This window comes from Azospirillum melinis (assembly GCF_013340935.1).
In the GTDB taxonomy this organism is placed as follows: domain Bacteria; phylum Pseudomonadota; class Alphaproteobacteria; order Azospirillales; family Azospirillaceae; genus Azospirillum; species Azospirillum melinis.
In genome coordinates, this window is record NZ_WHOS01000028.1 from 42,627 (window position 1) to 55,613 (window position 12,987).

Here is a 12,987-nt window from a genome sequence, read left to right on the forward strand (position 1 = left end):
ATGGGGCCGGGGCCTGCCGGCCGCAAGGCGCTTCACATGGTCGCAGGCGCGCAGCCGCCCTTTGGCCAAGCCGCCGCTATGGGGAGTCCCCCGCGTCGTTGGTTGATTGAAGATTAACCCCTAAAGAGGTAGCATGGACCAGACCTTGTAATGGTTTACAGCCAAAGGTTTCCGCTCCGCCTGCCTCGTGGCCCGCAAGCCTCGTGGATTGCCCTCTGGGATTGCCGTGGACCTTCTTCTGACCACCGGTACCTCTGCCACCGCTTCCGCCTCCACCGGCGGCCAGACCGGCCCCGTGACGCTGGTCGCGCTGTATCCCGGCCCGGCCCTGCGGCTGGATTCGGCGCTGGCCGTCGCCGAATCGAATGCCGAGGCGGAAGACATGATGGACAGCGATCCGCGCTGGCTGCCGGAGCTGCGCAACTGGCTGTCGGCGTCCAGCGTGGCACCGGGGCTGCGGTCAGTGCCGGTGGAATCACTGCGCGGGATCATGATCGTCGAATGGGCCGGCGTGCCGCTGCCCGACGGCGGGTTCCTGCTGCTGGGCCGCGACGACACGCTGGAGCGCCAGCTGCGCCACACGCTGACCGAATCGCGGCGGCGCTACAAGGATCTGGTGGAGGTCTCCTCCGACTTCGCCTGGGAGACCGGGCCGGACGGCACCTTCGTCTTCGTCAGCCACAAGGGCGCGTTGGGCTATCCGGCCGATGCGCTGATCGGCCGCGACCCGCGCAGTCTGGCGCTGGAGGAGGCGGAAGACCTGCCGATGCCGTTCGACTGCCGTCGGGCGATCGACCAGACCGAGCTGTGGCTGAAGAGCGCGGACGGCACGCCGGCCTGCGTCGTCGCCTCCGCCCTGCCGTTGTTCGGCACGCAGGGCGACTGGATCGGCGCCCGCGGCGTCTGCCGCGACGTGACCGAGCAGGTGCTGCGCTCCAACGAGCTGGCGCGTATCCGTAACCGTGAACGGCTGCTGGGCCACATCGTTCACACCCTGCGCGACCGTCTCGACGCCGCGGAAGCGCTGGCCGTTGCCGCGACCGAAACGGCGCGGGCGCTCAGCGCCGACGGCTGCCGCATCTATCGGGCGGAGGAGGGGGCCGCCGGCGGCAATGGGGGCGGCCGTGTCGTCCTGTCGCTGGTGGCGGAGTTCGGCGCGAAACTGCCGGAGGTCGGCACCGCCCTGCTCGACCGCATCGCCAACAACGAAGGGCTGGTGACCGACCGGCTGGGCGACGTGCAGCTGATCGGCGAGCGGACGGAGTACCGGCAGGCGGCGAACGGCGCGCTGCTGGTCTGGCGCACCGGCGATTCGGAGCCGTGGGACGAAGACGACCGCCATCTGATGTCGGGCGTGGCCGACCATATCGGCATCGCGCACGCCCATCTCGCCTACCAGGAGCGGCTGCGCCGCCTGTCGGAGCGCGACGGGCTGACCGGGCTGTTCAACCGCCGCACCTTCTTCGAACGGCTGGAGGAGTCGATCTCCCGGCCGGACAGCGGACCGTCGGCCCTGCTCTATGTCGACCTCGACAATTTCAAGGCGGTCAACGACCTGCACGGCCACCAGCAGGGCGATGCCGTGCTGAAGGCCATCGGCACGCTGCTGAGCACCGGGGTGCGGCCGGGCGACCTGCCGGGCCGGCTGGGCGGTGACGAGTTCGTGCTGTGGCTGGGCCGCACCGACGAGGCGAAGGCCCGCATCGTCGCCGAACGGCTGCTGAACGGCATGCGCGATCTGGCCCACCTGTCGGCCAGTCCCGAAAAGCCGCTGGGCCTGTCGATCGGCATTGCCGTCCACACCCCTGGCCGCGGCGAATCGGTGCGGGAGTTGACCGACCGGTCCGATGCCGCCATGTACGACGCCAAGAAGAGCGGCAAGGGCCATTTCGCCCTGGCCCCCGCCTATCAGGCGGCCGCTCAGGCATCTTCCTCCGATGTTTCCCCCGCGGAGCCTATCCCGTGACCCCGCCTGCCAATCCGCGTCCCGAGGCCCTCGACCCCGCCGACTACGAATCCGCCAAGCGGATGGTGCAGAGCGACGATCCGGCGGTTCGCCGGAAGGTCGCCGAACATCCCAAGACCCGGCCGGAGCTGCTGTATTTCCTTGCCGCCGATGCCGCGGCCGAGGTGCGGCGCGCCATCGCCACCAATGCCGGCACCCCGCGGCAGGCCGACCTGCTGCTGGCCAAGGACCGCGAGGTCATGGTGCGGCAGGCGGTGGCGCGCAAGATCGCCCGCCTGCTGCCGGAGCTGTCGGCCGACCAGGCGATGCAGATCGAGCGGCTGACGGTGGAATGCCTGGAAACGCTGGCCCGCGATCAGGCGACGGAGGTGCGCGGCATCCTGGCCGAAGCGCTGAAGGATTTGCCCAACGCCCCGCACGGCGTGATCAACCGGCTGGCCCGCGACGTCGAGCTGTCGGTCTGCGCGCCCGTGTTGCAGCATTCGCCGATCCTCACCGAGGAGGATCTGACCGACATCATCATGAAGGGGCCGGTGCGGGGCGCGATGACCGCCATCGCCAGCCGGCAGAATGTCAGCGCCTCCGTCGCGGACGCCATCGCGCGCTCGGACGACGAGGCGGCTGTTACGGCGCTGCTCGGCAACCCGTCGGCCCAGATCCGCGAAGAGACGCTCGACCGCATCCTCGATCAGGCGCCGCAGCACGAGCCCTGGCATTCGCCGCTGGTCCGCCGCCCGCGGCTGCCGGCCCGCGCGGTGGCGCGGCTGGCCAGCTTCGTCGCCGACAATCTGCTGAAGGTCTTGCAGGACCGCGACGACCTCGACCCGGCTGCCGCGCGCGGGCTGGTGGAGGCGGTGCGCCAGCGGGTGGGACAGGCGGCGGCCGGCGCGGCACCCGGCCTGCCGCTCGGCCCTGTCGATTTCGGCGAGGAGGCGGTCGGCGGCGCCGCCGGACCGGAGAAGCCGGTCGAGCGTCCCACCGACAAGGCGGCACGCCTGAACAAGGAAGGCAAGCTGACCGAGAAGCTGATCGAGGGCTCGATGGTGGAGGGTGACCGCGGCTTCGTCATGGCCGCCCTGGCGGAGCTTTCGCAGATTCCGCTGCCGGTGGTGGACCGCATCGTCGCCACCCATGCGCCGCGCGCCGTCACCGCGCTGGTGTGGCGCGCCGGGCTGACCATGCGCTTCGCCCGGCAGGTGCAGTTGCGGCTCGCCCAGATTCCGCCAAAAACAGCGCTTAATGCTCGGGACGGCACGCACTATCCGATGACCGATGAAGAGATGCGCTGGCAGCTCGAATTTTTCGGTGTCGAGGAGAAGGCGTGACGTTTTCCTCCCTGTTCGGGTTTTCTCCGGTATGCGTGTCGCCTTTCTCGCCTTCTTCGTCGTCCTGATCGCAGCATTCACCAGCTTCGCCGCCCCGCCGCGCGAAACGCCGGAGGAGCGCGAGGTCGCCGCCACCTTCGACGCCGCCCGCACGGCGTTGTCCGAGAAGCGCGGGTCGGCGGTGATCCCGCTGCTCACCCGCAATTCGGTCAAGGCGCTGGAGTCGGTGCGTGACGCCGCCCGCCAGCCCGGCGATGCGCCTTTGCAGCGGCTGGAGCCGGCGGAGCGTTTCGCCGCCATGGGGCTGCGCCGCTATCTCGGCCCGGCGGACCTGCGGCGCATGTCGGTCGGCGACATCGCCAACCATGCGTTGAAAGCCGGCTGGCTCGGACCCAACGTCATCTCCCGCAGCGCGCTGGGGCCGGTGCGGGTCAAGGGAGACCGGGCGTCGGGCCTGCTGATGGTCGACAACCGGCCGGCGCTGGTCCCTGCCGATTTCGTCCGCGAGGGCGGGGCGTGGCGCATCGACCTCGCCAGCGTCTTCACCTTCGGCAGCCAGATGCTGAAGGGCTTCGCCGCCATGGCCGGCAAAGACGAGACCGCTTACATCGGCGAACTGCTCGACCGGTTGCCGGCCAAGCCGGGAGTGATGAAGGCGCAGTGATCCTGAAGCGGATCCTCCATCCCCGTTATCCAGCCTCTTTCATCCACCCACTTTTATCCATCTGCCCGCGTCCATCGGTGCGATTGCGGCGACTCCGGCGATTGCGTAGACTCGCCCCCGCTTCCACCAAGTGTTGGCGCTGACGATGACCGCACCGGAAGAGACCGCTTCCTCACCCAGCCCCGGCCGGGCCGTGCCCTGCGGCGCCGGTTTCCGTACCGCCGTTCTGGAGCTGGCCGCCGCCCGCGGGGCAGCGGTGCCGATGCTTGTCGCCGCCGCCCTGCTGCTGGTGCCGACGGGTGGTGCCGATCCGGGCCTGCGCGATGCGGACGGGGAGGCGCTGCTGGAGGTCGGGGAGACCGACGCCAGCGACGGTGCGATCCGCATCGCGCTGGCCGCCGCTCTTGCGCTTGCCGATCCCGGCGCGCGCATCCTGCCGGGCGAGGATGTCCGCCGGCTCGAAGCTGCGGTGGAGACGCTGGGCTACCGCAACAAGACGTTGGCCCACGCGCTGCAACGCCTGTCCTTCCAGCCGCTCGACGGCCGCATCACGCAGGTGCGCGACGCCGCCCAGCTGTTCGGCTTCGTCAATGAATGGTGCTTCGACGAGGATCAGGTGCGGCGGCGCTTCCGCGAACTGGCGCCGGTCTATCACCCGGACACCGGCATCGTCGCCTGCCGCGAGCGGATGGGCCAGCTGATCGACGCCCGCAACCTGCTGGTCCACCATGTCCGCAGCGTCTACGGCTCCGGCGACTGGATGACCCGGCGGGGTGGGCCTTCCGCTTAGAACTTTGGCCGCCTGAAACCGGAACCCTGAGCTGATCTCTCAGCTGGCCAGCCCGATCGCCTCCTCGACGATCGCCTGGTCCATCGTGGCGCCGTCCAGCACCGCACCGGTCAGGTCGGCGCCGGTCAGGTCGGCCTCGCTGAGGTTGGCGCCGGTCAGGTCGGCACCGGCGAGATTGGCGCCGGAGAGGTTGGCCTTGCGCAGGTCGGCCTTGCACAGCAGCGCCATGCCGAGCCGGGCGCGTTGCAGGTTGGCCCGCCAGACATGGCCGCTCATCGTCTGGATATGGACGGGGCCGAGCTGGGCGCCGGTCAGGTTGGCGCCGGTCAGGGTCGCGCGTTCGAAATTCACCCCGCGCAGATCGGCCTTCGACAGGTCGGCCTTGCGCAGGTCGGCCAGCGACATGTCGGCTATCGCCATCGCAGCACCCGACAGGTTGGCGCCGCGCAGCGCGATGCATTGCAGGATCGCCGCCGACAGGTTGATGCCGTCCAGCTTGCGCCCCGACAGGTCCAGCGCCGACAGGTCGGCGCGCTTGCCGGCCTTGCCGCCGCTGTCGATCCAGCTCAGATGCTCCATCAGCATCTCGCGCAGGTCGTCTTCCGGGTTCTCCAGCGTCTTGGCCAGCACCGCCGCCTGCAGGTTGGGCGAGCGCATCTGTGCTGCGTCCAGGATGGCGCCGATCAGCGTGGCGCCGCTGAAATTGGTGCGGTTGATAGCGCAGCCGGTCATCACCGCCCCGGACAGACGGGCGCCCGACAGGTTCGCCTCGGTCAGGTCGGCGTCGGTCAGGTCGCAGCCGGTCAGGTTGGAGCCGGTCAGGTTGGCGCGCATGAACTTGGTGCCGCGCAGGACGGCGTCGGTCAGGTCGGTCTGCATGACGAAGGCGTTGGCGATCTTGGCCCGCGACAGGTCGGCGCCGCGGATGGTCGCCGCCGTCAGTTCCGACGTCAGGACGGAATCCTCATACTCGTGGGCGTACATCTCGCCGCTGGAGTCGTAATGCAGCAGCGTGCCGTCGCGCAGGTCGACCTCCACCAGCGTCGCCTCGCTCAGCACGGCACCACGCAGGCAGGCGCCGCGCAGGTCGGCCCGGCGCAGATCGGCCTTTTCCAGGTTGGCGAGCCGCAGGTCGGCGGCATAGAGGTTGGCGTTGGCGAGGTTAGCGCCGGTCAGCCTGGCGCTGAACAGCTTCGCCCCCGACAGGTCGGCGTCCGACAGGTCGATGCCGGAGAGATCGAGATGCGACAGGTCGCGCATCTTCAGGTTGGCGCGCACGCCGCCGGGCTGGCTTTTGCGGAATGCCTGGTGCCGCAACAGGATCGCGTTGAGCTGGCTCTGGGTCAGCTTGGTTCGCGGGCTGTTGGACCCAAAGCCCTGGGCGGACGACATCGCCGGCATACCTTCTCTATTTGGTGACTCATAATCCGAAAGAGTCGCCAAAATTTGGTTAAGGGTTGATGGCTTGTGACAAGCTTGGGACCGATAACCGCCGCCGGGCAAGGCAGACGTAAGGACGACTGCAAAAGACCGACTGCGGCAGTTGACTCGGCCAGCCGGCTTCTCTATGGTCCGCCGACCTGTCTTCCGCAAAGCCGATAGACCGGGTACCCCGGCCCCACGCCGGGTATCTCCGCCAGTCCGCGAAATTCGCGCACTGGCGCTTTCGTGCTTGTGCGGGTGGCGGCCCTGACGCTGGACCTGGAACTGGGGAACGAGTAACGCATGTTCGAAGGCCTGACCGGACGCCTGGGCGACATCTTCGACAAGCTGCGCCGCCGTGGCGCGCTGACCGAAGAGGACGTCTCCGCCGCACTGCGCGAAGTTCGCGTGGCGTTGCTGGAGGCTGACGTCGCCCTGCCCGTCGTCAAGCAGTTCGTCACCCAGGTGAAGGAACGCGCCGTCGGGCAGGAGGTGCTGAAGTCGGTCACCCCCGGCCAGCAGGTCATCAAGATCGTCCACGACAATCTCGTGGAGATGCTGGGCGAAGGCGCTGACATCAACCTGAACGCCGCCGCTCCGGTGCCGATCCTGATGGTCGGTCTCCAGGGCTCGGGCAAGACCACCAGCACCGCCAAGATCGCGCTGCGCCTGAAGACGAAGGACCGCAAGAAGGTCCTGATGGCCTCGCTGGACGTCCGCCGTCCGGCCGCCCAGGAGCAGCTGAAGGTTCTCGGCGAGCAGACCGGCGTTGCCACGCTGCCGATCGTGCCGGGCCAGGACCCGGTCGCCATCGCGAAACGCGCCATCGAGACCGGCCGTCTCGAAGGCTACGACGTCGTCATGCTCGACACCGCCGGCCGCCTCGCAATCGACGAGGAGCTGATGGCGGAGGTCGCGGCCGTCCGAGACGCGACGAAGCCGGTGGAAACCCTGCTGGTCGCCGACGCGATGACCGGCCAGGACGCCGTCACCGTCGCCACCAATTTCAACGACAAGGTCGGCATCACCGGCATCGTGCTGACCCGCATCGACGGCGACGCGCGCGGCGGTGCCGCCCTGTCGATGCGCCAGATCACCGGCAAGCCGATCAAGCTGCTGGGCGTCGGCGAGAAGATCGACGCGCTGGAGCCCTTCCACCCCGACCGCATCGCCGGCCGAATCCTCGGCATGGGCGACGTGGTGTCGCTGGTGGAGAAGGCCGTCGAGACCATCGACAAGGACGAGGCCGAAAAGCTCGCCCGCAAGATGGAGAAGGGCCAGGGCTTCGACCTCGACGACATGGCGATGCAGCTGAAGCAGCTCCGCAAGATGGGCGGCATGTCCGGCCTGATGGGAATGCTGCCGGGCATCGGCAAGATCAAGGACCAGCTGAAGGACGCCAACGTCGACGACGGGATGATCAAACGCCAGGAGGCGATCATCTCCTCGATGACCAAGGCGGAGCGTAAGAACCCCGACCTTATCAAGGCTTCGCGCCGCAAGCGCATCGCCGCCGGCTCCGGCACCTCGGTGCAGGAGGTCAACAAGCTGCTGAAGCAGTTCGAGACTATGCGCGGAATGATGAAGCAGGTGCAGAAGCTTGGGAAGAAGGGGATGCTGCGCGGCGGCCTCGGAAATCTGCTGCCGAAGGGACTCGGCGGCTTTGGCGGGAAGGGGCCTTTCGGCTGACCTGACCGCCTCTCGGAATCACCTGATACCTGTTTGACTTGAGAAGAGAAAGTTTCGACCAATGGCTCTGAAGATTCGTCTGGCTCGCGGTGGTGCGAAGAAGCGTCCGTTCTACTCGATCGTCATCGCGGACGCCCGCAGCCCGCGTGACGGCCGCTTCATCGAGAAGATCGGCACCTACAACCCGATGCTGCCGCGCGAGCATGAGCAGCGCATCATCCTGAACGCCGAGCGCGCCAAGCATTGGCTGTCGGTCGGCGCCCAGCCGACGGACCGCGTCGTTCACTTCCTGGCCACTGCCGGCCTGGTCGAGAAGCCCGCCGTCCGCGAGACCCCGAAGAAGTCGGCTCCGAAGGCGAAGGCGCAGGAGCGTCTGAAGGCCGAGGCCGCCGCTGCCGCGGCTGCCGCCGAGGGCTGAGGTTGGGTCTAAAGGTAAGGTCGGGCCGTTTGGCCCGCAGGGTTGAGGTTGTGACGACGTGCCGGGTGCTCCTTCGATGACCGCCAAAATCTGTGTCGGCCAGTTCGCGGGATCGCACGGCGTGCGGGGGCTGGTGAAGCTGCGCAGCTTCACTGCCGAACCCACCGACGTCATGACCTACGGCCTGCTGTCGGACGAGACGGGGACCCGCCGGTTCACGGTGACGCTCCAGGGCATGGTCAAGGACAACTTCCTGGCCAAGGTCGACGGGGTGACCAGCCGAGAACAGGCGCAGGCCCTGGCAGGCTTGCGGCTCTATGTGGAGCGCGGCGCCCTGCCGGCGACGGAGGACGAGGACGAGTTCTACCATGCCGATCTGATCGGTCTGCGTGCGGAACTCGCCGACCGGACCGTCTATGGCACGGTGAAGGCGATCTATGACTTCGGCGCCGGTGACGTGCTGGAAATCAGGACCGCAGGCGGACCGCTGGAGATGCTTCCATTCTCCAAGGCCTGTGTGCCGGTGGTCGATGTCCGGGGCGGCCGTATCGTCGTCGACCTTCCCGCCGTGATCGAGGCCCGCGAGGGCTCCGGTGACGAGGGGGAGGAGGCCGGGGATGAAGAGGGCGGGGACCGGAGCGGGGAGGAGGGGCCGTGAATCACGGCGCCGACGGTCCGCTGGTCTGGACGGCCAAGGTTCTGACGCTGTTCCCGGAAATGTTTCCGGGGCCGCTCGGCCACTCGCTGGCCGGAAAGGCGTTGGAAAATGGAGTCTGGGCGCTGGAATCGGTGGACATTCGCTCGTTCGCGCGCGATAAACACCGCTCCGTCGACGAGACCCCCTTCGGCGGAGGGGCAGGCATGGTCATGCGGCCCGACGTGCTGGACGCAGCTTTGACTGCGACGGCGGGACCTGTGGGGGCACCGGGACGCGGCCGGGCGATCTATCTGTCGCCTCGCGGACGGGTGCTGAACCAGGAACTGGTCAAGGAGCTGGCCGCCACTCCGGTGGTGACGCTGCTCTGCGGCCGGTACGAAGGGGTGGACCAGCGGGTCCTCGATGCGCACGGCCTCGAAGAGGTCAGCCTCGGGGATTTCGTGCTGTCCGGCGGGGAACTCGCCGCGCTCAGCCTGATGGATGCCGTGGTGCGCTTGCTCCCCGGCGTCATGGGCAACGTTGAGACGGCGGGCGAAGAGAGTTTCGAACGGGGGTTGCTCGAATACCCCCACTACACCCGGCCGGCGGTCTGGACCGACGGGCAGGGTGTGGAGCGCGCGGTGCCGGAGGTTCTGCTGTCCGGTCACCATGGGAAGGTCAAGGCCTGGCGGCTGGCCGAGGCGGAGAAGATCACGGAGGCCCGACGGCCGGACCTGTGGTCGCTCTACCAGGCGGGCCGTCCGGCAGTAACTGTTACGAACAAGGGTCGGCGGCAGGCTCGCCGGCGCGACCCGAAACCGGAGTGACGGTCCGCCGCGAGGCGCACCGATAGAAAAGGGGTAGTGCTATGAACCTGTTGCAGCAGCTCGAGCAGGAGCAGATCGAGAAGGCCCTCGGTGGCAAGACGATCCCGGAGTTCTCCTCGGGCGATACCGTCCGCGTGAACGTCAAGGTCGTCGAGGGCACGCGCGAGCGCGTCCAGGCCTATGAGGGCGTCGTGATCGCCCGCAAGAACGCCGGTGTGAACAGCTCCTTCACCGTTCGCAAGATCAGCTACGGCGAGGGCGTGGAGCGCGTGTTCCCGCTGTACTCCCCGCGCATCGACTCGATCGAGCTGGTCCGCAAGGGCGCCGTCCGTCGCGCCAAGCTGTACTATCTGCGCGATCTGCGCGGCAAGGCCGCCCGCATCGCCGAGCGCACCACCGGCCGCGGCATGATCAACGGCCGCCGGGCTGCCGAGTAAGGCGCCTTTCGGTTCGGTTCAGGTTCATAGGTTCGGCGCCCGGCCGTTCGGCTGGGCGTCTTCTTCCCGTCATCATCAGCAAAGCTTAAGGAGTAGGCGCCATGAAGCGCACGTTCCAGCCGTCCAAAATCGTGCGTAAGCGTCGTCATGGCTTCCGCGCCCGTATGGCCACCGTCGGCGGCCGCAAGGTGATCGCCCGTCGCCGCGCCCGCGGCCGCAAGGTTCTGAGCGCCTGATCCCCGCTATGGCGGCGCCGGGCCACGAGGTCGGGCGCCTGATGCGGCGGCCGGAATTTCTGGCCGTGGCCGGGACACGGCGAAAGCATGTGGCTCCCGGCCTGATCCTCCAGGTGCGCCGGCACGACGACAAGCAGCGGCCCGCCGAAGGCGGTCCGCCGATCCGTCTCGGTTTGACGGCGAGCCGCAAGGTCGGCAACGCGGTGGTGCGCAATCGCGCCCGCCGCCGTTTGCGTGAGGCCGCGCGGCAGATTCTGACCGTTCATGCGGCGCCCGGCCACGACTTCGTGCTGGTCGCCCGCGGCGGCACGGCCGAACGGCCGTGGACCGACCTGCTCGGCGACCTTGCCGCCGGGCTGAAGCGCCTCGGCCTGTGGCGCGAGGCGGAAGGGTAGGAGGCTCGCGACATTATGTTTCGCATCGCCGGCCTCAGCCCGCTCGCGCATCTGCTCCGCGCGCTCGTCTATCTCTATCGCTGGACCTTGTCGCCCTTCGTGGGCTGGCAGTGCCGTTTCCAGCCGACCTGCTCCTGCTACGCCATCGAATCGCTGGAAAAGCACGGGGCCATCCGGGGGGGATGGCTGACTGTGCGCCGGCTCGGGCGTTGCCATCCCTGGGGCGGGTCGGGCTGGGATCCTGTGCCCGATCCCGTCCCGCGGCCGGCGCCCATGGCGCCGCATCGCTGCGGACTGCGGGAAAAGGGGCATGCGGCGGTTGCCCAGCCCGGCGAAAACCCGTAACAAGGCCGCGCACACGCCGCCCTTCTTCCAAAGGCCCCACGGCAACCGGGACGCCATGACCGACCAACGCAACCTCATCATCGCGATTGCCCTGTCGATCGCCATCCTTCTGGGCTTCCAGTTTTTCTACGAGAAGCCGCGGGTGGAGCAGCAGAAGCAACTCGCCGCCCAGCAGGCCGCCCAGACGGAGCAGTCGGTGCCGGTGCCGGCCCCCGGCGTGCCCGCCCAGCAGCCTCCCGCCACGGCTGAGGTCGCGAAGGAGCGCCCCGTCCTGCTCGCCGAGCAGCTGGCGGCCGGCACCCGCGTCAAGATCGACACGCCGGCCCTGCACGGCTCCGTCAACCTCGTCGGCGGCCGCATCGACGACTTGACGCTGGCCCAGTACCACGAGACCCCGGACCCGAAGAGCCCGGAGATCGTGCTGCTGGCCCCGGCCGGCACGCCCGCCGCCTATTATGCCGAGTTCGGCTGGGTGCCGCAGGGCGCCGGCATCGCCGCGCCGACCGCGACCACCCGCTGGACTGCCGACGGCGCCGCGCTGACCCCGGACAAGCCGCTGACCCTGACCTGGGACAACGGCCAGGGGCTGGTGTTCGAGCGCAAGATCGCTGTCGACCCGGACTTCATGTTCACGGTGACGCAGACCGTGCGCAACACCGGCGCCGCCCCGGTCACCCTGCTGCCCTACAGCCTGGTGTCGCGCAGCGGCACGCCGCACACGTCCGGCTACTACATCCTGCATGAGGGCCCGCTCGGCGTCTTCAACGGCTCGCTGACCGAAGAGAAGTACGACGACGTCCGCAAGGCCGGTTCGATCGCCAAGGAGACCACCGGCGGCTGGGTCGGCATCACCGACAAGTACTGGCTGGTGTCGCTGGTGCCCGACCCGAACGAGAAGGTCACGGCGCGCTTCCTCTACAATCAGGTCGCCAACACCGACCGCTACCAGACCGACACCATGGGTGCGCCGGTCACGGTGGCGCCGGGCGCCTCGGCCGAGAACACCGGCCGCCTGTTCGCCGGTGCCAAGCAGGTGAAGCTGCTCGACAGCTATTCCGAGAAGCTGAACATCAAGAACTTCGATCTGGCGATCGACTTCGGCTGGTTCTATTTCCTGACCAAGCCGTTCTTCTACGCGCTGGATTTCCTGGGCCGCATCATCGGCAACTTCGGTATCGCCATCCTGGTGCTGACCGTCTGCGTCAAGGCCGTCTTCTTCCCCCTCGCCAACAAGTCCTATCAGGCGATGAGCAAGATGAAGGCCCTGCAGCCCAAGATGCAGGAGCTGCGCGAGAAGTTCAGCGACGATCAGGCGCGCATGAACCAGGAGCTGATGGCGCTGTACAAGCGCGAGAAGGTCTCCCCGGTGTCGGGCTGCTTGCCGATCCTGATCCAGATCCCGGTGTTCTTCTCGCTCTACAAGGTGCTGTTCGTGACCATCGAAATGCGGCATGCGCCGTTCTTCGGTTGGATCCACGACCTGTCCTCGCCCGATCCGACGACCATCTTCAACCTGTTCGGCCTGATCCCCTGGGACCCGCCCGCCATGCTGCATCTCGGCCTGTGGCCGCTGATCATGGGCGTGACGATGTGGTTCCAGCAGAAGATGAACCCCGCCCCGCCGGACCCGATCCAGCAGAAGGTGTTCCAGTTCCTGCCCATCGTCTTCACCTTCATGCTCGCCGGCTTCCCGGCCGGTCTGGTGATCTACTGGGCCTGGAACAACACGCTGTCGGTCCTGCAGCAGTGGACCATCATGAAGCGTATGGGCGTGAAGGCCTGATCCCTCAGCCTCTGCCGAATGTCTGAGACCTGCCGCCGGCAAAGACCCTTGAC

General features: G+C 68.1%; 14 protein-coding genes. 13 read left to right on the forward strand and 1 reads right to left on the reverse strand.

The annotated features are described in order from the left end of the window. Positions 1 to 226: 226 nt before the first annotated feature. The 4 genes from GBZ48_RS20330 (at position 227) to GBZ48_RS20345 (ending at position 4,745) form a co-directional block, all read left to right on the forward strand. Complete coding sequence (locus tag GBZ48_RS20330; protein WP_174472669.1) at positions 227 to 1,966, forward strand: diguanylate cyclase domain-containing protein; 1,740 nt, start codon at positions 227 to 229, stop codon at positions 1,964 to 1,966. After that, a complete protein-coding gene (locus tag GBZ48_RS20335) occupies positions 1,963 to 3,291 on the forward strand; it encodes a DUF2336 domain-containing protein (RefSeq protein ID WP_174472670.1) in 1,329 nt (442 codons plus the stop codon). Before GBZ48_RS20330 ends, GBZ48_RS20335 begins: the two co-directional genes overlap by 4 nt. Positions 3,292 to 3,322: 31 nt before the next feature. Further along, positions 3,323 to 3,955 (forward strand): hypothetical protein, encoded by a 633-nt coding sequence (locus GBZ48_RS20340; RefSeq protein WP_174472671.1) that lies wholly within the window; start codon positions 3,323 to 3,325, stop codon positions 3,953 to 3,955. Between the two features lie 145 nt (positions 3,956 to 4,100). Next, on the forward strand, positions 4,101 to 4,745 hold the full coding sequence (locus GBZ48_RS20345) for a hypothetical protein (RefSeq protein WP_174472672.1): 645 nt from the start codon (positions 4,101 to 4,103) through the stop codon (positions 4,743 to 4,745). Positions 4,746 to 4,784: 39 nt separating this feature from the next. Here GBZ48_RS20345 and GBZ48_RS20350 read toward each other — a convergent pair whose 3' ends face one another. Next, complete coding sequence (locus GBZ48_RS20350) at positions 4,785 to 6,137, reverse strand: pentapeptide repeat-containing protein (protein ID WP_174472673.1); 1,353 nt, start codon at positions 6,135 to 6,137, stop codon at positions 4,785 to 4,787. A gap of 333 nt (positions 6,138 to 6,470) precedes the next feature. Here GBZ48_RS20350 and ffh point away from each other — a divergent pair, with 333 nt between their 5' ends. From ffh to yidC, 9 genes are all read left to right on the forward strand, one after another. Continuing rightward, on the forward strand, positions 6,471 to 7,856 hold the full coding sequence (gene ffh, locus GBZ48_RS20355) for a signal recognition particle protein (RefSeq protein WP_174472674.1): 1,386 nt from the start codon (positions 6,471 to 6,473) through the stop codon (positions 7,854 to 7,856). 61 nt (positions 7,857 to 7,917) lie between these two features. Beyond that, the gene (gene rpsP, locus GBZ48_RS20360; RefSeq protein WP_042704821.1) at positions 7,918 to 8,274 is read left to right on the forward strand and encodes a 30S ribosomal protein S16; all 357 of its coding nucleotides are present in this window, start codon (positions 7,918 to 7,920) and stop codon (positions 8,272 to 8,274) included. A gap of 76 nt (positions 8,275 to 8,350) precedes the next feature. Further along, positions 8,351 to 8,932 carry a ribosome maturation factor RimM gene (gene rimM, locus GBZ48_RS20365; RefSeq protein ID WP_174472675.1) on the forward strand — a complete coding sequence of 194 codons (582 nt, stop codon included), beginning with the start codon at positions 8,351 to 8,353 and terminating at the stop codon, positions 8,930 to 8,932. A gap of 59 nt (positions 8,933 to 8,991) precedes the next feature. Then, positions 8,992 to 9,738: a tRNA (guanosine(37)-N1)-methyltransferase TrmD gene (gene trmD / locus GBZ48_RS20370; protein ID WP_246307344.1), complete on the forward strand. Its 747-nt coding sequence runs from the start codon at positions 8,992 to 8,994 to the stop codon at positions 9,736 to 9,738. Positions 9,739 to 9,779: 41 nt separating this feature from the next. Further along, complete coding sequence (gene rplS / locus GBZ48_RS20375; protein WP_174472677.1) at positions 9,780 to 10,175, forward strand: 50S ribosomal protein L19; 396 nt, start codon at positions 9,780 to 9,782, stop codon at positions 10,173 to 10,175. Between the two features lie 101 nt (positions 10,176 to 10,276). Beyond that, positions 10,277 to 10,411, forward strand: a complete 135-nt coding sequence (gene rpmH, locus GBZ48_RS20380) for a 50S ribosomal protein L34 (RefSeq protein ID WP_012973146.1) — start codon at positions 10,277 to 10,279, stop codon at positions 10,409 to 10,411. A gap of 8 nt (positions 10,412 to 10,419) precedes the next feature. Beyond that, positions 10,420 to 10,806, forward strand: a complete 387-nt coding sequence (gene rnpA, locus GBZ48_RS20385) for a ribonuclease P protein component (RefSeq protein ID WP_098740537.1) — start codon at positions 10,420 to 10,422, stop codon at positions 10,804 to 10,806. Between the two features lie 15 nt (positions 10,807 to 10,821). Beyond that, complete coding sequence (yidD, locus tag GBZ48_RS20390; protein WP_174472678.1) at positions 10,822 to 11,151, forward strand: membrane protein insertion efficiency factor YidD; 330 nt, start codon at positions 10,822 to 10,824, stop codon at positions 11,149 to 11,151. Positions 11,152 to 11,206: 55 nt separating this feature from the next. Next, positions 11,207 to 12,934 (forward strand): membrane protein insertase YidC, encoded by a 1,728-nt coding sequence (gene yidC / locus GBZ48_RS20395; protein WP_174472679.1) that lies wholly within the window; start codon positions 11,207 to 11,209, stop codon positions 12,932 to 12,934. Positions 12,935 to 12,987 lie beyond the last annotated feature (53 nt).